Consider the following 17,393-nt stretch of genomic DNA (forward strand, 5'->3'; position numbering starts at 1 on the left):
TTCGGATCATAACCAGACGGCCGGCCGATTGGCAAATTGGCTGCAACGACACGGGGAGGAACCAGAACCCATGGCCAAGCGCATCGCAATTTCGACCGGCGGCGGGGATGCCCCCGGCCTGAACGCCGTCATCCGCGCCGTCACCAAGATGGCGATCTCCGAGTACGGCTGGGAGGTTGTCGGCATTCGGGACGGCTTCGACGGTCTGCTCAAGCCGGATCTCATCATGCCGCTCGACCTCGACGACATCCGTGGCATCATCGCGCGGGGCGGCACCATCCTCGGGACCACCAACCGCGGCAACCCCTTCAAGTACCCGGTCGTCGAGAACGGTCAGACCGTCCTCAAGGACGTGTCGGACGAGGTGATCCGCCGCTACAACGAGCTGGGCCTGGACGCGCTGGTCCTCATCGGCGGTGACGGCACCCTCGGCATCGGGCACGACCTGGCCAAGAAGGGGATGAACCTGGTCGGCGTCCCCAAGACCATCGACAACGACCTCAACTCGACGGACCAGACCTTCGGCTTCGATACGGCGGTGACCACGGCGACCGAGGCCATCGACAAGTTGCTCACCACCGCCGAGAGCCACCACCGGGTGATGGTCCTCGAGGTCATGGGGCGCACTGCGGGCTGGATCGCCCTGAAGTCGGGCATGGCCGGAGCCGTGAACGTCATTTTGATCCCCGAGATCCCCTTCGACATGGAGAAGCTGGCCCACACGGTCTACGAGCGCTCCGAGGCGGGCAAGAGCTACTCGATCGTGGTCGTCGCCGAGGGCGCGGCCCCTGCGGGTGGCGAGGCCCTGTACGCGGACCTGGATCCGAGCAAGAACGTGGCGCGCCTCGGTGGGGTCGGCAACTGGGTCGGGGCCGAGATCGCCCGCCGCACGGGCCTCGAGACCCGCGTGACCGTGCTCGGCCACCTGCAGCGCGGCGGGACCCCGTCGCCCTACGACCGCATCCTGGGCACCCGCTTCGGGGTCGAGGCTTGCCGCCTGGTGCATGAAGGCAAGTTCGACCAGATGGTTTGCCTGCGGGCGGGCCACGTGACCCACGTGCCCATCGCCGATGCCATCGATCAGCTCAAGCTGGTCGATCCCAACGGGGAGCTGGTCATCGCCGCCAAGCATACTGGCGTCTACTTCGGCGATTAGTCTTTCGTTAAGAAAGCCCTGGGCGGGGGTGATCGTCTTCGAGCCGGGCCTTTACCTCGCGCAGCACGGCGACCCCCCGCTCTTCCATTCCGGCCGGCGGCCGCACCACCAGCACGTAGTGACGGTGGTGCGGCCGCTCGCCGTTGCGCGCACGGGGCATCTCGGCGATGGCCGCGCCCACCAGCGCTCCCAGGATGGCGCCGCTGAGCGCCCAGGCGCCGACCAGGCAGAGCGCGGCGAGGCTCTCGAGCAAGCTCCCCCTACCGTTCGGCACCTTCGGCCACCCCATCATCACGAAACCCAGGGCGCTGCCCGCGATGGCGCCGACCCCTTGGCCGCGCGCGATCAGGCGATCGGCCAGCGGGTCTTCCATGCCCATCCGTTCGGCGGCGCAGGCGGGGCAGTCGTCGTTCACCACCAGCGAGATGCAATCGTCGCGAAATCCGCTCGCTTGTAGCTTGCAGAAGGCGCGCTCGGCGCTCTTGATGTCCCGGAAGGCGCCGCGGTAGCCCGTGGCGCTCTGCGGCGCGCGGTCTTTCACTTGAAGCACCATCGGGAGCCTCCGTCTTCTGAAACACCTGGGGCAGGTTTAGATGCTCTTAGCACACCCGCCCTGGGCCGGGCAATGCACGATTTTGCCCTCCGAGGCGATGCGGGCAGGCGTGGTACACTGGCGGCATGAGCGCCCTCTTTCCCCTCATCAAGCGAAAATTGCGCGCCCCCTCGGTCCCCGACACTTTCGTGAGCCGACCGGGCCTCTTGGAACGCCTGGGCGCGGGCATGGCCCCGCGCACGCGCCTCACCTTCGTCTGCGCCGGGCCGGGTTACGGCAAGAGCACGACCGTGGCCGACTACGTCCGGCAGTCGGGGGCGCGCTCCTGCTGGATCAACCTGGATGCCTACGACGCGGACCTCTCGACCTTTCTGCACTACCTGATCGGCGGGGCGACCGCCGCTTGGCCGGGGGCCACGAGCCAGGCGCGCGAGCTGCTCGCTGCGAGCGCCGACCCCACGCCGCTCGTCCCCAGCCTCATGGGCCTCTTCGCAGAGGAGCTGGGCGAGCGGGACGAGGCCCCCTTCATCCTGGTCTTGGACGACTTCCACCTGGTGCACGGCACCGAGGGAGTGGTACAGGCGATCGAGGCACTCATCGGCTACCTGCCCGAGAATGTGCAGCTGATCCTCATCTCGCGGGCGCAGCCACCCTTGCGCCTGCCCCAGCTCAAGGTGCGTCAGCAACTGGTCGAGCTCGGCATTCCGGATTTGCGCTTCAGCCCGCGCGAGGTCGAGACCCTGGTGCGATCGGTCTCGGGGCGGGCCATCGCCGAGGCGGACGCCCGGACCCTCTTCGAGTCGACCGAGGGGTGGGCGGCGGGCCTCATCATGGCCGCCCAGCAGAGCGATCTGCTCACGCGCCCGCACGAGGGAACCCCGTCGCTCTTCGACTACCTGGCGCAGGAGGTCTTTGCGGAGCTTGCTCCCGATCGGCAAGACTTCCTGCTCAAGACCGCCTTGCTGCCCGTGGTGGAGCCCGGGATCTGCGCTTCGGCTCTCGGCCTCGTGGGCGCCGAGGAGACGATCCAGGCCCTGCGACGCGCCAACTTGATCCTGACCCGGGCCGAGTCGGCCGAGAGCTACTACCATCCGATCTTCCACGCCTTCTTGCAGGAAAAGCTCAAGGAGACCCTTTCGGCCGAGACGCTCAGCGCGCTGCGGCGTCGGATCGGGGCCGAGTGGGCGGATGCTCATCCGGAGGAGGCCCTTGCGGTCCTCTTGGATGGCGAACTCTACCCTGAGGCCGAGCGCATCCTCGTTCGTATCGCGCCGGGTTATCTGGCCCAGGTTCGCCTGGCGATCCTCGATCAGCTCTTGCAGCGTTTCCCCGCCGAGTTCATCGACGCCTCACCTTGGCTGTTACTCCACAGCGGCGAGATTCAGCGGCTGTGGGGACGTTCGGATCTGGCTCTCTCGCGCTTCGAGCGCGCAGCGGCGCTTGCCGAATCCCAAGGCGATCGCCTCGTTCAGGGGCGCGCACTCGCCTATCAGGCGGCGATCTGGGGCGGTCGCGGCGATGGGCGGCTTTCCGAATTCGCCGAGCAAGCGCTCGACTTGCTGCCGGAAGACGATTGGGCAGGTCGTGCATTTGCCTGGAACGCGCTCGGTATGGCCGCTCAGATGGCGAGCGATGCCCGCGCGGCCCTCAGCGCCTTCGAGCGGGCTCAGGACTTCTACCGCCGCGCCGAGGACTTCGTCGGGCAGAGCAAGGTCCTGCACAACCTGGGGCTCACCTACGCCCGCCAGGGGGACTTCGCGCGATCGGTGGCGACCTATCGCGAGTCGATCCGCCAGGCCGAAGCGGGCGGGCGTCGCGCCTTTCCCGCCACTTACAACAACCTCGCGACCGTCTACCACTCTCAGGGAGCTTACGACGAGGCGTGGCGGGTGGCCGAAGAGGGGCTCGCGCTCGCTCAGCAACTCGGGGCGCGTCGCGACGCGCTCTGGACGACCCTAACCCTCGGAATGGTCGCTTGTAGCCTCGGCCAGGAGGCCAAGGCCACCGACTTCTTCCAGCAAACGCGCGAGGGTGCCCTCTCCATGGGTGATCGACCGCTCGAAGCGCAGGCCCTGAGTGGGCTGGCCGAGGTGGCGCGCCTGCAGCGTCAGTACGACCGGGCGCAGGAGCTGTTGAACCAGGCGATCGCACTGCGCGGGACCCCCATCGAGGCCCCCGGCATGATCGACCTGCAGATCCCCGCCGGTCAGCTGGCCCTCGATCGTGGAGAGTGGGATCGGGCGGCCGATATCCTGGCGATCGCCCGTGAAACCCTTTCGAACCAAGGCTTCCGGTATCGCCTCGCCCAGGTCCTCTTCTTGCTCGCCAAGGGCCAGCGCGCCCAAGGCGACGCGCGGGCCCTCGAAACCTGGGAGGAGGCTCGCGCCCTCTGCGAGGCCAACGCCTATTCGGTGCTGCTTGCGCAGTCCCCGCGCCCGGAGCTTGCGAGCGAGCCTGCCCCGGTGCTCGAAGTCGCTCGCGAGCTGCCGCCGAGCCTGCCGCCGGATCTCTGCCTGCGCTGCTTCGGGGCCTTCGAGGCGATCGCGCAGGGTGGGGCGATCGCAACCAAGCAATGGCAGGGTACCAAGACCAAGCTCGTGCTCGCCTACCTCCTGCACCAGCGCCAGGGCGTGACCCGCGAGCAGTTGGCCCAGCTCCTCTACGGAGACGAGGACGTCTCGCGCGGGGCGATCCTCATGATCATCAGTCGCTTGCGTCAGGCCCTGGAGCCTGACCTGGCCAAGAACGCCCCGTCGCGCTACATCCAGTGGCGCGAGGGCAAGTACTTCTTCAACTTCGGCGCCCCTTACGCGCTCGACGTCCAGGAATTCGCCTACCACCTGGACCAGGCCAAGGACGTCGCCCTCAGTGCGGCCCAGCAGACCCAGGCCCTCGAAAAGGCGCTCGAACTTTACCGCGGTCGCTTCTTGGCGGACCTCGACGAGAGCCTCTGGGTACAATCCACCCAGGAGCACTTCCACCAGCGGGCCCTGGCGGCGTTCCAGCGCCTGCTCACCGTCCACGAGGATGCGGCAGCCTTCGAGACCGTCCTGGTCTGGGCGGATCGAGCCCTTGCGGTGGACCCGTGCGCCGAGTTCGCGCACCGGGCCAAGATGACCGCTCTGCACCGGCTGGGCAACCGCCAGGGGGCGGTGCGCCACTACCAGCAGATGGAGGCGATCCTCTCTCAGGAGCTCGGAGTCGCCCCCGACCCTGAGTCCAAGGCGGTCTACGCGCAGATTCTGGCTGGAAGCGCATAAAATTTTTCGGATGTGATCCGAGATGTGATCACCCATGTGAGCGGGCTTGCCTATGCTCTTTCCTGTCAAGGCATCGTGCACCGACAGGAGGACGCCATGCGCTTTTCTCGCTTCATTCCGCTCATTGCTGCTACGTGCTGCGCGATCGCGCCGCTCACCGGGTGCGTGATCCGCGACGTCACCACCATCTCCCCCGGCTATGCGACCGTTGGGAACGCCAATCGCGCCCCCGCCTACGACATGGACGGCTCGACCCTCTTCGACGCCTACCACGCCGTGCAGCGCTACCTGAGCCTCCACTTCCCGAACGCCGAGCTGGTCCGCGTGAATGCCCAGATGGTCGGTACCAACGGCCGCGTGGCCAAGACCAGCGCCTGGGAGTTCACCTACCGGGTCCAGATCCAGGAGCCGACCCCTGCGCCCAGCCCGACCCCGACGCCTGCCGCGACTTCGAGCTACAAGGCCCAGGCCGTCGTGCCCACGACCTACAAGTATCGCTTGCTCAACTTCGTCTACACGGGCAAGGGCGATCTGCTCGCTCCCGAGGAGCAGGACGACACCAGCGACACCCTCGCCAAGATCGACTTCCAGCGCACCATCCTGCTCGGCAAGGCCATCGAGACCGCCCTCGACATCGGGATGGGCGTCGACGCCCCCGGCATGGCGATCACCCTGCGCACCACCGTCAACGGCGGCGCGGTCTATGAGCTGGACTCCAGCGTCGCCACCCGCCAGACGCTCGCCTCCAAGAAGGCCCCGACCTACGGCCCCTACTACGGCGACTCCTACTATGACGACTACTACTACGGCGGCTCCAGCGGCAACTCGGGCAGCCGCTACGATTGGGACGTACCCCAGGACGATCGCTACGTGGCTCCCAAGACCACCTACGTTCGCGGCAAATACTTGCTGGACGCCTACACGGGTGCCATAATTGAGCGTCCCAACAAGCTTTAGCGCCTGCGGCTCTTCCGTAGGGACTCCAACGCCGAAGGGGGGTGAGAGGGTGCGCCGCGCACTGATGGCAAGGCTCATCGCAATCCTCGGGTTCTCGGGAGCGCTCGTGGGGTGCTCCTGGATCTTCGAGCTTGGTGGCCAGCCACCGCCTGGTAATACGCCGACCTTCAACGCCGAGCGTGAGAAGGCCGAAATCGCGAGCTTGCTCGATTCGGAGGCCTATCGCCCCTTCTTCGAGCCGTCCAAGCTCGTCAACGACGGGGTGGGCATCTTCTCTGGCGGCGGCGACAGCAGCGACGAGCTGCCGCGCCGCTGGGGCCGGAGCTACCCCAAGACGATCCAGGCCGTGGGCTCGGTGGTCGAGCAGATGACCATCGACTTTCGGACCGACGCGGGCCGTCAGCTGACGGCCGAAGCGACCTTCACCCAGAGTCGCGCTGCCCGCTTCGTTGCCGACTACGCGTGGCAGAACAAGTTCGTCACCAAGCCCTATACCGAAACCGCCCTGCGCTCCGCGCGCCTCATCAAGCGCGCGGGCAACTGGGAGCTCGACGCCCTCTCGCCCATGGCCCTGACGCCCAAGAACCCGAAGCTCGCCATCACCATGGTGCGCCTGAAGGTGGACGGGCAACCTTCCCTCATGATCCAGCCGGGCGAGCGTATCGCCTCGGCGCTCGCGCCCCAGGTTTCGCCCGGGGCGCAGGCGCGGGTCGAGGTCAAGGTCGAAGGCAAGAGCGGTGGGGCTTCGAGCACGCCGGTCTGGACCTTCATGTCGCGGCCCCCCTTGCGCGAGCACGTGCCGCTCAAGGACGAGGGCAACGGCCTCTACTCGGGGACCTTCACGTTCCCACAGACCCCCGGCTGGGGACACCTGGTGATCGACGCCGTCTCGGACGACACGTTCACCGATCTGGTCAATGGCACCTACGACGCCACCGTGTGGGGCGTCTCCTACCTCGTACTGGGGGGTGATGCGCGATGAGGGCTCGGTACTTCAATCTCTGCGGGGTGGCCCTCCTCCTCGCCTCGCTCACGGCGGGCTGCACGTCGATTCCCACCACGGCCACTCTATGGGCCCCCGGGTCCTCGCTGGGCCTGGTCTCGGGCGGCGGCGGCAAGGGTGAGAACGAGGGAATGCCGGTTACCGGCGTGACCAGCGCGCTCTACCAGACCGAGATTGGGCCAATCGCCTGGAAGGGCGTTCAGCTCGCCACCATGACGGCCGGCAGCCCCAAGCTCTGGAACGCCCCTTCGGATCGGTACGGGATGGCGCTCGCCGTCGCGAGCAAGTCTATCGGATGGGCGGCAGGGGCCGGCATCGTGCGCTACGAGGCCGGCAATGGTTGGACCACCGAAGCGACTGACATGGAGGCAGCCCTCTCCCCCACGGCGCCGAGCTCGCAGCGGGTGGTCCTCACGGACATCGCCGTTACCCCTGCGGGGGATGTCGGCTTTGCGGTCGGTACCAAGGGCACCGTCCTCAAGTACAATGCCGTTTCCAAGACCTGGGCCAAGCAGCAGCTTTCCGAGGCGGTGAAGGGCAAGAACTTCGGCTCGCTCAAGGTCTTTGCCGCTGATGATGTCTGGGTGGCCGGCGAGACGCTGCTGCACTATGACGGCACCGCGTGGACCGAGCACGTCTTCGCGGGCGGGGTCTCAGGTCTTGCGGCGAACGCGCCGAACAATGTCTGGATCTCGACCACCGACGGTTTGCACCGCTGGAACGGCACGACCTGGGAGCACGCCTTCCCCGTCGATGGGCGCACCGTCGGTGCGCCGCGCATCGTCCAGTTCGGCGACAAGGTCGTGGGGATGGCGGTCGAATCCGGCGTGCCCATGGGCGAGGTTTACGTCCTGACCGAAACCACCTGGAGCCGGGAGACTGTCACCATCCCGCGCGAAGTGGCCTTCGACACGGTGGTCCTCGCCGACGAGAACACGGCCTACGCCAAGACCTACGACAACTCGGGGGTCTGGAAGTACGACCTCAAGAATCGCGTCTGGAGTCGCTTCTCAGACTAGCTCGTACGAGGAGGCCCGGGCATCGCCCGGGCCTGACGTCGTTCGTGGCTACTGGTTGCGATGCTTGATGTCCTCCATGGCCTCTCGACCTCGCTCTTGAAGATCCTTGAGCTTGGCCTTGGCCTTGTCCATCATGCTGGGGTTTCGCTGGCTTCTTTCGGGCATCTCGGCCTCGAACTCGACCGGGTTCTCGTTGCCTTCGTTCAAATCCTGCCGGAGCCTATCCCTATCCGCCATGTCGTGCCTCCCGGGCATCGTTGCCCACTCGATGGGAACGGGCCCATCTTGCCGGAAGGCAGTCGCCAAGGCGAGCGGCGATCAGGCCTTGATCCCCATGGCCTGGCGCCCCACGTCCCGCCGCATGACGGGCCCGCCGCACCCGAAGGAGATGCCGTCCATCGTCTGGTAGGCCAGGCGCTGCGCCTCTTCGAGGCTGGAGGCACCCGCCACCGCGTTCAGCACGCGGCCACCCGCCGTGACGAGCCGTTCGCCGTCCCAGCGAGTGTGCGCATGGAAGAGCATGGCCTGTTGCTCTGGACAGCCCGCCTCCCAGCCGACGATGCCATGGCCGGTCTCGGCCGTCTCGGGGTACCCCGTCGAGGCGCCCACCACGCAGAGGTAGAAGGCTTCCTCGAAGCTGAGTGCCTGCGTATCGAGCCTGCCGACGAGAGCGGCCTCGATCACGTCGACCAGGTCGTTGTGAAGCGGCGGTAGGGTCACCTGGGCCTCGGGATCCCCGAAGCGACAGTTGTACTCGAGCACCTTGGGTCCCTGTGGGGTCAGGATGACCCCGACGAAGAGGACCCCCGGATAGCCGATGCCTTCGAGGGCCATGCCCCGCAGGGTGGGCTCCATGATCTCTTCGCGAATCCGGGCCAATACGGCGGGGCTGACGACGCTGGCTGGGGCGTAGGCGCCCATGCCCTCGGTGTTTGGGCCCCGGTTGCCGTCGTAGAGGGCCTTGTGATCCTGAGCGGGGGGCAAGAGCTGGTAGTGCTCGCCGTCCACGAAGGCGAGGATGGAGGCCTCGGGCCCCCTCAGGCGCTCTTCGATGATGACGCGCTGTCCCGCCTCGCCGTAGCGCCCTTCGAGCATGCAGCAATCCACCGCTTCGAGCGCCTCGTCGAGGGTGTCGGCCACCACCACGCTCTGCACGTCCGCCAGCTCATCGGTTTTGACGACGAGCCCCTCGGCACGCCAGGCCTGACGGACGTGGGCGCGCGCCTCGGCGGGGTCCTCGAAGAGCGCGTAAGCGGCCGTGGGGATGTTGTGGCGGCGCATGAACGCCTTGGAGAAGGCCTTGCTGCCCTCGATGACGGCCGCAGAGGCACGGGGGCCGAAGACCGGGATGCCGGCTTCGTGAAAACGGTCGGTCAGGCCGTGGATGAGCGGATCCGACGGCCCGATGACCACCAGGTCGATTTCGAGGCCGGTGGCGATCGCCACCAGGCGCTCGAAGTCATGGACCTCGACGCCCACGTTGACGCAGAAGGCGTCGGTGCCCGCGTTGCCGGGGGCGCAGTAGATCCGCTCGACGCGCGGCGAAGCGGCGAGTTTCCAGGCGAGCGCGTGTTCGCGCCCGCCCCCACCCACCACGAGCACGCGCAGCGAAGCGGCCTTGAGAGGAGCCTGCCACGTCGTCATAAACTGGCGAACTCCCGGTCGAGGTGTCGCATCCGGTCTTCCAGGCTGCGAGGGTCGTCGGCCCGCACGATCATGGACGGCACGTACGGGTCGCTGGATTTCCAGACGATCGAGGGATCCTGGAAGTGGCCGAGGTTCGCGGGACCCCGCTTGGTGACGGTAGTGATGATCCCCGCGTAGCCCTCGCGGGCATGAGCCGGCTCGTAATCGGGCAAGGCTTCGAGGCCGGCCCATTCTTCGTACATGCACACACCGGTCGCTTGTTTGAGCACCCAGGGGATCCGGGCGGCGGCCATGCGGCTCGCCCCTTCGAGGAAGTAGATCTCCTGGTCGTCACGCCCCACGATGAACTCGATGTGCGAGACGCCGCGCTGATAGCCGAAGCCCTGGATGATCCGCCGGTTGGCCTCCAGCAGCCGCTGCTCGAGCGCGCTGCCCCGCGCGATGGTGTAGCTGACGAAGTTGCCGCCTTGGAGCACGTCGAGCAGGGGCAGCCCGTAGCGCGAGGCGACGGCGAAGCGCGGCGTCCCGTCCTTGGTCACCGAATCCACGTGGTAGACGTCGCCGGCCACGAACTTCTCGAGCAAGTAGCGGTCGACCTGATCGCCAAGAGCGTCGAGGGCTTGGAAGACCTCCTCGCGGCGCTCGAGGCGCTTGATGCCGCTGGCGCCGAGGCCGTCGCGCGGCTTGAGGAGATAGGGAGGCGGCACCTGTTCGAGCATGCGCGACACGGCGTCGCGATCGGCCGCCGCGGCGAAGTAGGGCACCTTGACCTCGCACGAGAGGGCGTGCAGGCGCATTGCGAGCTTGTCGCGGAAGAGGTGCGCCTGCCAGCGGGGCTGCCCCTCGATGCCGAGCATCTCGCGGATCTCGGCGGCAAGCTCCACGTCGCGTTCGAGCAAGGCCACGACCCGGTCGATCGGCTTGGAGTCGACCCGCTCTTGGGCGGCCAGTGCGAGGGCCACTTCCTTGGCGGCTGCGTGGTCGTCCAGGCTCCAGACGCTGACCTTGCGCGCGATGGCCTCGGGCCAGGTGGGGTCATGGAGCGCACCGCTCTCAGTGAGTACCAGCACGCGGCAGCCTAGCTTGGCGGCCGCCTCGATGAACAGCCGACCTGCGCGCTTGCGGGCCACGCAGAGGATCGTGCGGTTGCTGGGTCTCGGCCAGCCGGAAAGTCGTTCGTTCATGCGCTCGAGCTCCTTGTCTTACAACGGATGCGTCGCGACGGGGACAAACAATCGATGTTTATTGTAGCGACTTAATGAAGTTTAGTAAACCGATTGTGCAATCCCGGGTCGACGACGTGGTCCTACCATGGGGGTATGGAGATCCGGATTGCGACCATCAACCTCGCGGGGGTGAGCGACGGCTGGTTCGAGGGCCGGCGCGAGGCCCTGGTCGATCAGCTCTCGGAGCTCGTCCTCGACGTGGTGTGCCTGCAAGAGGTCGCCTCTCGCGGGTCCCCCTACCCCTACGATCAGGTGGCGGATCTCGCCAAGCGCCTCTCGCTCTCGTTCGCGTGCTTTTCGCCCTACGGCAACCCCGACGAGGTGCTCAGCCGCGAGCGCGGCGGGGTCGCGTTGCTCGCGCGCTGGCCCTTCCTCTGGGTGGAGACCCTCCAGCTGCCGCCGGGGACGACGGCCCCGGACGCACGGGTCGCCGCTCTCGGCACCCTCGCTCACCCGGAGGGACCCATCCACCTGCTCGGGACCCACCTCTCGTGGCCGCTGGACGCCCAGCGGACGCGCGAGGCGCAGGTGCGGCATGCGCTGGAGCGAGTCCGGGATCTGGGCTGGGATCGCCCCGGGGCGCGCTTCGTGCTCGCCGGGGATCTCAACGGGGTCGAGGGGGAGCCGGGCTTGCGCCTGCTGAGCGAGCGGCTGGTGGACGCGTACCGGGCGGCGCACCCGACGACCCCGGGGCTGACCTGGAGCCACGTGAACCCGCTGGTCTGGTACGACTCACCCGATCGCCGATTGGATTACCTCTTCGCGGATCCCGGGGTGACGGTGCGTGCGGCCGGGGTGGCCCTCGATCGGCTCGAGGCGCCGGCCTCCGACCACTACGCGGTCTTCGCGCACCTCTCCTGGGAGGGGGCGGATCGGGTATGATGACTCAATGAATACCGTGAAGATGATGATCGAGATTCCTGGCGATCTCGAAGCCGTTCGCCGCCTGCTGCTCAAGCTCGCCCCCCGCATGGAGTCGAGGCAGCCCGGCATTACGGCTCAGCTCACCCACGCCGACCTGACGCAGCCCATGCGCATGGCCACCCCCAAGGGGGAAGTCATCGACGTCATCCTGGAGCCGCGCGGGGAGATGTCCGCGATCAAGGTCTCGGTCCAGCCTCCCATGCGCTCGGTGGGGAAGGTTCGGGCGGCCTGGTGGCGCTGGCGCACCCGCTTCTTCATGAAGTGGACCCTCAAGGGGGTCCGCAAGGCGATCGCGCGCGATCGCGCTACCTAGCCCCCGGCGGCAATCCCATCGTCTCGCGCAGGGCGCGGAACGCGTCGGTGCGCTTGCCTTCGGCGTCTCGCAAGAGGAGCCGAGGCTCGTCCTGCCGTGGGCCGGGGGCGTCTCCCGCTCGGGCCATGGCCGCCAGGACGATGAGGGGCGGGTCCCCTTCGCGCGAGACCACCTCACGCAGCCGAAAGATTTCGAGCCCCGCTGCTTGCGCGGCGCCCTCAAGCCGTGCGATCTGACGGCCGTCGAAGACCACGACGAACACGCCACCAGGGGCGAGCGTCGTGCAGGCCGCTTCGCAGTAGGCCTCGACTCCGCCGCGGAACTCGAAGCGGCACGGCCCCTTCTGGGGGGCGTCGCTCACGGTCCCGTCCTCCCGGTCCCAGTAGGGCGGACTCCCCGTCACCAGCTCGAATTCGCCGACGGTGGCAACTTGTTCGCGCAGGTCGCCCAGGAGGTAGCGCGTCCGCTCGGCCACCCCGTTGTAGCGGGCCGAGCGCCGAGCGAGCAGCAGGCTTGCTTCCTGTGCCTCGATGCCCGTCAGGTGGAGAGCGGGATACTTCCAGGCCACGAAGAGGCCCACCGAGCCGATGCCCGTGCCCAAATCCAGGGCCTGAATGGGAGTGCGGCCGAGCATGCGCATGGTGTCGCAGGCATACCAGGCCCCCAGGAGGTCGTCGGTCGAGTAGCGGTGACCGCCCTTGAGCTGGAAGAGGCGCCAGTGACCCGCGAACGCGTCGAGGGTCTCGCCGGGCCCAGGGACCAGGTCGCTTTCCCCCTGGTCGCCGGGCGGCACGGGGCCGGGGGGCGTCCAGTTGGCGCGCGCCCGGGCTTCTCGCTGGCGCTGCCGCTCGGTCAGGGCCATTGGTTAAGGCCGGTTACTTGTTCTTGGCCCCGACCGGCTTGGGGATGCTGGTCAGGTTCATGAGGTCGTCCAGCTCGAGGGGAGCGCGCTTGACCCACTGCTTCATCTTGAGCAGCCACAGGGTCATGCGCCGAGGCTTGAACTCCATGGTCAGCTTGGTGCGGCCCTTCTCCTTGGTGACCTCCTGGACGATGCTCTCGTAGGGGCCACGGCTCATCTCGGTGATGGCCTTGCGGGAGGGGAAGAAGGTGATCTTCTCCTGGAACTTGCGGCCGCGCTTGGGCTTCACTTCACGGACCAGGTAGTTCTTCTTGCGCTCGATGACGTTGATCGACTGGAACTGGCCGTTCTTGGCCTTCGGGTGTTCGATCTGGTCCTTGATGGCGTGCCAGACGCGGTCGTGAGGGGCGTCCAGCCAAAGCGTGTACTTAAATTCCATTTAATTATCGTCCTCCGCCCAGGCGGTGTGCTCCTGGATGCTTCTCGATTCTACCAAGATTTGCGCCCCGTGGCGCCCCCCATGGCAAGGTTATGAGCGCTTTAAGTACCGACAAGAGTCGCCAACTGAGCGATCGCTCGAAACTTTGACCGAAGTGTGAAGCTCCATGACGTATTCGTGACCGACATCTCCCGCCGGATGCGCCAGAATCGAGGGAGCATGAACGCCATGCCCAATTCAAGAGGAGAAGACCAATGGGCCTGATCAACCGTAGCCTCGACTGGGGCGTCCGAGGCAACGTCCATCGCGGCGAGGAGCAGAGCGGCTGGACGCTCGCGACCGTGGACGTGCGCCAGATGCTCAAGTCGGCCCGCATCAACCCTTGGGTAGTCGTTTTCCTCGGCTCGTCCCAGTTGCTGGGCCTCACGGCCCTGACCCAGCCCTTCAAGCTGGGTTACCTGCCCATCATGCTCGGCATGTACTTGTGGTTCGGTTTCAGCGTGACCTTTTACCTGCACCGCTACCTGACACACAAGGGCTTCGAGACCATCGGCCTCATCCGCTTCATCGGGGCGCTGGGCGCGGTGACCGGCCTTTCGGGCGATCCGGTCGGCTGGGTGGGTGACCACCGGCACCACCACCGGGCCTCGGACAAGCCCAACGACCAGCACAGCCCCAAGCAGCTCGGCTTCTGGATGGCGCACATGGGCTGGATCTTCCGTGACCTGAGCGCCTTCAGCGCCAAGACGCGCGAGCTGGCCAAGGACGTGCGGGTCTACTGGTACGCCCGGCTCTTCGAGCGGCCCATGTTCATGATCCTGCCCCACCTGCTGACGGCCTTCGCCTTCTACCACTTCCTGGGCTTCGCCGGCATGGTCTGGTGCTTCTACTTCCCGATCCTCGTCATGAACCACGCGACCTGGTGCATCAACTCCATCTGCCACCTGCCGCGCTTCGGCTACAAGAATTTCGAGAGTGGGGACGACAGCGTCAACGTGCCGGTGCTCGGCCTGTTCGCCCTGGGCGAGGGCTACCACAACAACCACCACGCCAACGCCCGTCGTGCCGCCCACGGTCTCCACTGGTACGAGCTCGATCCGACCAAGGGGCTCATCTGGCTGCTCGAGCGCTGTCGCCTGGTCTGGAACGTGGTCTGGTAACGAACTTATCCGCTTGTCGCGGGGCGCGTCGGATGACGCGCCCCGCGCTTGCATGAGAGAATGCCCCCATGACCCGAGCCAAGCCCGCCTCGATCGCCCCGCCCATCATCTGGGGCAGCATCCTGATCGCCACCTGCATTGCGCTCATCACGCTGTGGAACGTGGTGATCGTCTCGGACTACATGCACATCCGTGCGCTGAGCGACGCGAAGGTCCCGAGCGGCTCAGGGCGCTGGATCATCCTCGCGGTCGGCTGCGTCCTGTTCGCCGGGGTGCTGGTCGGCCTGATCCTCTTCCTGGTCTCGCTGATCAAGCAGATCCGCCTCAACCGGGCGCAGCAGAACTTCATCGACAGCGTCACCCACGAGCTCAAGACCCCCCTGACCTCGCTCAAGCTCCACCTCCAGACCCTCCAGCGCGGCAAGGCGAGCCCCGAGCAGGCCCAGGCCTTCCACGCGGTCATGCTCGAGGACGTGGATCGCCTGAGCATGTTGCTCGACCACGTTCTTACGGCTGCGCGCCTCGAGCGGCGCCAGGCGATCGCCTTGGAAGCGGTCGCGCTCAAGCCTCTGCTCGACGAAGTCGCCGGCACCATCCGCTCGCGCTACGACCTCGAACCGGACGCGATCCGCATCGAGGGGGCCGACGCCGAGGTGCGGGGCGAGCCTGCCGGCCTGCACATGGTCTTTCTCAACCTCCTGGACAACGCCGTGAAGTACTCGGGCGACGCGGTCCGGGTCGAGGTGACGATCCGCGCCCTGGACGGGGGCGGGGCCGAGGTCGCCGTCCGCGACCATGGGGTGGGCCTTGCGCCCAAGGACCTCAAGCGCGTTTTCCAGCGCTTCTACCGGGTGGGTTCCGAGATGACCCGCACCCGTCCCGGTACGGGCCTCGGCCTCTTTATCGTGCGAGAGACCCTGCACCTCTTGGGCGGCCGGATCCGGGCCGAGAGCGAGGGCGAGGGGAAGGGAACCGCGTTTTTCGTCCAGCTGCCGGGAGGCACCGATGCCTGAGATCCTGCTCGTCGAGGACGAGCTCCACATCGCCAACGGCCTCAAGTTCAACCTCGAGCTCGAAGGCCACGCCGTCACCCACGTCAAGGACGGAATGGAGGCCAAGCGCCTGCTCATCGACGAGGGGGGTGCCTTCGACCTGATCATCCTCGATCTCATGCTGCCCGGCATGAGCGGGCTCGACCTGTGCCGGGGGCTGCGCAAGACGGGCAACATCACCCCCGTCCTGATGCTGACGGCGCGCAGTCAGCCTCTTGAGAAGATCGAGGGCCTGCGCATCGGTGCCGACGACTACGTGACCAAGCCCTTCAACCTCGAAGAGCTGCTCGCGCGCGTCGAAACCCTCTTGCGACGGGCGAGCTGGCAGCAGGCCTCCGTCGAGCCTGTACCGCAAACCGCTTGCTTCGCCTTCGGCAGTGCCCGGGTGGACTTCGATCGCTTCGAGGCGACCCGCGACGGCGAGCCCCTCAAGCTCACGCCCATCGAGTTCCAGATCCTGCGGATCTTCCGGGACCACCCGGGGATGGTCCTCTCGCGCGAGCAACTGCTCGAAGGCGCCTGGGGCTGGTCGGGCCCCGCCTCGACGCGGACGGTGGACAACTTCATCATGCGCCTGCGCCGGGCCTTCGAGCCCGACCCGGCTCAGCCCCGTCACTTCCTCTCGGTCCGCGGGGCGGGGTACAAGTTCGTTCCCTGATGGTAAAAGCCGCAGGCGCTGGCGACGGCCTTGGCGCTTGCCAGCGCCTGCGGCCAATTAACGGTAGAATGGGGTCATCCCAAGCTAGGAGGCCCCCATGACCGCTGTCCCCATCGCCCTGACCCCCGGTGACCCTTCGGGCATCGGCCCCGAGATCGCCGTGCGCTTCTTGGCGGATTTACCGGCGGGGGGCGCTCGGCCCGTGGTCTTCGGAGATGCCCGCGTGCTTGCGCGTGCGGCCGATTCGCTCGGCCTCGAATGCGAGCTGCGCCCCCTGGCACGCGTCGAGGAGGCCGTCCACCTCGCGGGGAAGGCCATCGGCCTGATCGAGGTGCCCTGGTCGGGCGAGACGCTGCCGGTGCTCGGACAGGTGAGCCGCGAGAGCGGCGCTTACGCCCACGCCGTGCTCGAAGCCGTTGCCCCGCACTTGGCGGCCGGGCGCTTGCCCGCCGTGGTCACAGGCCCCATCTCGAAGGAGGCCATCCAGCTCACTCGCCCAACCTTCATCGGCCACACCGAGTTCTTCGCCCAAGTGGGCCAAGCGGATCGCTTCGGGATGCTCTTGGTGGTCGAGCCCCTCAGGGCCATCCACGTGACGGCGCACGTGCCCTTCGGCGAGGTCGTCTCCTGCCTCACCCAGGCGCGGATCGAGGAGACCATCGACCTGGCCGCCGAGAGCTTGCGCCTATTGGGGGCCCCCGATGGAAACATCGCCGTCTGCGGCCTCAACCCGCACGCGGGTGAAGCGGGGCGCTTCGGCCGCGAGGAGCTCGAGACCATCATCCCCGCCGTGCGCGCGGCCCAGGCTCGCGGTCTCAAGGCCGTCGGCCCCCTGCCCCCCGATACGGTCTTCTATCGGGCTCTCAACGGCGAGTTCCAGGTGATCGTGTGCATGTACCACGACCAGGGCCATATCCCCCTCAAGATGCACGGCTTCGACCGAGGCGTGAACGTGACGGTGGGCCTCCCCTTCGTGCGGACCTCGGTCGATCACGGGACGGCCTTCGAGTTGGCGGGCACCGGCAAGGCGAGCGCAAGCAGCCTACGTGCCGCATGGGAACTTGCCGAGCGCTTGGTTTTCGAGCGTCGGAAAAAACTGTGATCGCCTGATTTTAAGGCGACGTTTAACAAATCGCATACTTCCTCGAAATCAGCGCGCCACCT

The 17,393-nt window shown here is 67.1% G+C and carries 17 protein-coding genes; 11 read left to right on the plus strand and 6 right to left on the minus strand.

The features are described from left to right. Positions 1-70: 70 nt before the first annotated feature. Entirely contained in the window at positions 71-1,156 is a 1,086-nt protein-coding gene (locus J7643_01935) for a 6-phosphofructokinase (GenBank protein MBO9539334.1), read from the plus strand. A 7-nt stretch (positions 1,157-1,163) separates the two neighbouring features. Here J7643_01935 and J7643_01940 read toward each other — a convergent pair whose 3' ends face one another. Further along, a complete protein-coding gene (locus J7643_01940) occupies positions 1,164-1,709 on the minus strand; it encodes a hypothetical protein (GenBank protein MBO9539335.1) in 546 nt (181 codons plus the stop codon). 125 nt (positions 1,710-1,834) lie between these two features. On the opposite strand from J7643_01940, the gene J7643_01945 reads away from it, so the two are divergent. From J7643_01945 to J7643_01960, 4 genes are all read left to right on the plus strand, one after another. Next, a complete protein-coding gene (locus J7643_01945; GenBank protein ID MBO9539336.1) occupies positions 1,835-4,969 on the plus strand; it encodes a tetratricopeptide repeat protein in 3,135 nt (1,044 codons plus the stop codon). A gap of 96 nt (positions 4,970-5,065) precedes the next feature. Further along, positions 5,066-5,926 (plus strand): hypothetical protein, encoded by an 861-nt coding sequence (locus J7643_01950; GenBank protein MBO9539337.1) that lies wholly within the window; start codon positions 5,066-5,068, stop codon positions 5,924-5,926. Positions 5,927-5,975: 49 nt separating this feature from the next. Next, the gene (locus J7643_01955; GenBank protein ID MBO9539338.1) at positions 5,976-6,908 is read left to right on the plus strand and encodes a hypothetical protein; all 933 of its coding nucleotides are present in this window, start codon (positions 5,976-5,978) and stop codon (positions 6,906-6,908) included. After that, the gene (locus J7643_01960) at positions 6,905-7,948 is read left to right on the plus strand and encodes a hypothetical protein (GenBank protein ID MBO9539339.1); all 1,044 of its coding nucleotides are present in this window, start codon (positions 6,905-6,907) and stop codon (positions 7,946-7,948) included. The genes J7643_01955 and J7643_01960 overlap by 4 nt, the downstream gene beginning before the upstream one ends. A 48-nt stretch (positions 7,949-7,996) precedes the next feature. Here J7643_01960 and J7643_01965 read toward each other — a convergent pair whose 3' ends face one another. From J7643_01965 to J7643_01975, 3 genes are all read right to left on the minus strand, one after another. Beyond that, positions 7,997-8,185, minus strand: a complete 189-nt coding sequence (locus J7643_01965; protein ID MBO9539340.1) for a hypothetical protein — start codon at positions 8,183-8,185, stop codon at positions 7,997-7,999. 81 nt (positions 8,186-8,266) lie between these two features. Continuing rightward, positions 8,267-9,556, minus strand: a complete 1,290-nt coding sequence (gene purD, locus J7643_01970) for a phosphoribosylamine--glycine ligase (GenBank protein MBO9539341.1) — start codon at positions 9,554-9,556, stop codon at positions 8,267-8,269. Between the two features lie 32 nt (positions 9,557-9,588). Then, positions 9,589-10,779, minus strand: a complete 1,191-nt coding sequence (locus J7643_01975) for a hypothetical protein (protein ID MBO9539342.1) — start codon at positions 10,777-10,779, stop codon at positions 9,589-9,591. Positions 10,780-10,914: 135 nt separating this feature from the next. Between J7643_01975 and J7643_01980 the strand changes: the two genes are divergently transcribed. Both J7643_01980 and J7643_01985 read left to right on the plus strand, forming a co-directional pair. After that, positions 10,915-11,703, plus strand: coding sequence for an endonuclease/exonuclease/phosphatase family protein (locus J7643_01980; GenBank protein MBO9539343.1), 789 nt, complete (start codon positions 10,915-10,917; stop codon positions 11,701-11,703). Between the two features lie 7 nt (positions 11,704-11,710). Continuing rightward, a complete protein-coding gene (locus J7643_01985; protein MBO9539344.1) occupies positions 11,711-12,058 on the plus strand; it encodes a hypothetical protein in 348 nt (115 codons plus the stop codon). On the opposite strand, the gene J7643_01990 is transcribed toward J7643_01985, so the two are convergent. Next, positions 12,051-12,920, minus strand: coding sequence for a methyltransferase (locus J7643_01990; protein ID MBO9539345.1), 870 nt, complete (start codon positions 12,918-12,920; stop codon positions 12,051-12,053). The two genes, J7643_01985 and J7643_01990, sit on opposite strands and share 8 nt — an antisense overlap. A gap of 13 nt (positions 12,921-12,933) precedes the next feature. Continuing rightward, positions 12,934-13,359 (minus strand): DUF1857 family protein, encoded by a 426-nt coding sequence (locus J7643_01995; protein MBO9539346.1) that lies wholly within the window; start codon positions 13,357-13,359, stop codon positions 12,934-12,936. Positions 13,360-13,613: 254 nt separating this feature from the next. Between J7643_01995 and J7643_02000 the strand changes: the two genes are divergently transcribed. From J7643_02000 to pdxA, 4 genes are all read left to right on the plus strand, one after another. Beyond that, positions 13,614-14,519, plus strand: a complete 906-nt coding sequence (locus J7643_02000) for an acyl-CoA desaturase (GenBank protein MBO9539347.1) — start codon at positions 13,614-13,616, stop codon at positions 14,517-14,519. A 68-nt stretch (positions 14,520-14,587) separates the two neighbouring features. After that, positions 14,588-15,532: a sensor histidine kinase gene (locus J7643_02005; GenBank protein MBO9539348.1), complete on the plus strand. Its 945-nt coding sequence runs from the start codon at positions 14,588-14,590 to the stop codon at positions 15,530-15,532. Beyond that, entirely contained in the window at positions 15,525-16,229 is a 705-nt protein-coding gene (locus tag J7643_02010) for a response regulator transcription factor (protein MBO9539349.1), read from the plus strand. Before J7643_02005 ends, J7643_02010 begins: the two co-directional genes overlap by 8 nt. 97 nt (positions 16,230-16,326) lie before the next feature. Then, on the plus strand, positions 16,327-17,331 hold the full coding sequence (pdxA, locus tag J7643_02015; GenBank protein MBO9539350.1) for a 4-hydroxythreonine-4-phosphate dehydrogenase PdxA: 1,005 nt from the start codon (positions 16,327-16,329) through the stop codon (positions 17,329-17,331). Positions 17,332-17,393 lie beyond the last annotated feature (62 nt).

The organism is bacterium, assembly GCA_017744355.1.
Classification (GTDB): domain Bacteria; phylum Cyanobacteriota; class Sericytochromatia; order S15B-MN24; family UBA4093; genus JAGIBK01.

Coding starts and splice junctions, on each gene's coding strand:
- J7643_01935 (MBO9539334.1), top strand. CDS start 71: ATGGCCAAGCGCATCGCAATTTCGACCGGCGGCGGGGATGCCCCCGGC.
- J7643_01940 (MBO9539335.1), bottom strand. CDS start 1,709: ATGGTGCTTCAAGTGAAAGACCGCGCGCCGCAGAGCGCCACGGGCTAC.
- J7643_01945 (MBO9539336.1), top strand. CDS start 1,835: ATGAGCGCCCTCTTTCCCCTCATCAAGCGAAAATTGCGCGCCCCCTCG.
- J7643_01950 (MBO9539337.1), top strand. CDS start 5,066: ATGCGCTTTTCTCGCTTCATTCCGCTCATTGCTGCTACGTGCTGCGCG.
- J7643_01960 (MBO9539339.1), top strand. CDS start 6,905: ATGAGGGCTCGGTACTTCAATCTCTGCGGGGTGGCCCTCCTCCTCGCC.
- J7643_01965 (MBO9539340.1), bottom strand. CDS start 8,185: ATGGCGGATAGGGATAGGCTCCGGCAGGATTTGAACGAAGGCAACGAG.
- J7643_01975 (MBO9539342.1), bottom strand. CDS start 10,779: ATGAACGAACGACTTTCCGGCTGGCCGAGACCCAGCAACCGCACGATC.
- J7643_01980 (MBO9539343.1), top strand. CDS start 10,915: ATGGAGATCCGGATTGCGACCATCAACCTCGCGGGGGTGAGCGACGGC.
- J7643_01985 (MBO9539344.1), top strand. CDS start 11,711: ATGAATACCGTGAAGATGATGATCGAGATTCCTGGCGATCTCGAAGCC.
- J7643_01990 (MBO9539345.1), bottom strand. CDS start 12,920: ATGGCCCTGACCGAGCGGCAGCGCCAGCGAGAAGCCCGGGCGCGCGCC.
- J7643_01995 (MBO9539346.1), bottom strand. CDS start 13,359: ATGGAATTTAAGTACACGCTTTGGCTGGACGCCCCTCACGACCGCGTC.
- J7643_02000 (MBO9539347.1), top strand. CDS start 13,614: ATGGGCCTGATCAACCGTAGCCTCGACTGGGGCGTCCGAGGCAACGTC.
- J7643_02005 (MBO9539348.1), top strand. CDS start 14,588: ATGACCCGAGCCAAGCCCGCCTCGATCGCCCCGCCCATCATCTGGGGC.
- J7643_02010 (MBO9539349.1), top strand. CDS start 15,525: ATGCCTGAGATCCTGCTCGTCGAGGACGAGCTCCACATCGCCAACGGC.
- pdxA (MBO9539350.1), top strand. CDS start 16,327: ATGACCGCTGTCCCCATCGCCCTGACCCCCGGTGACCCTTCGGGCATC.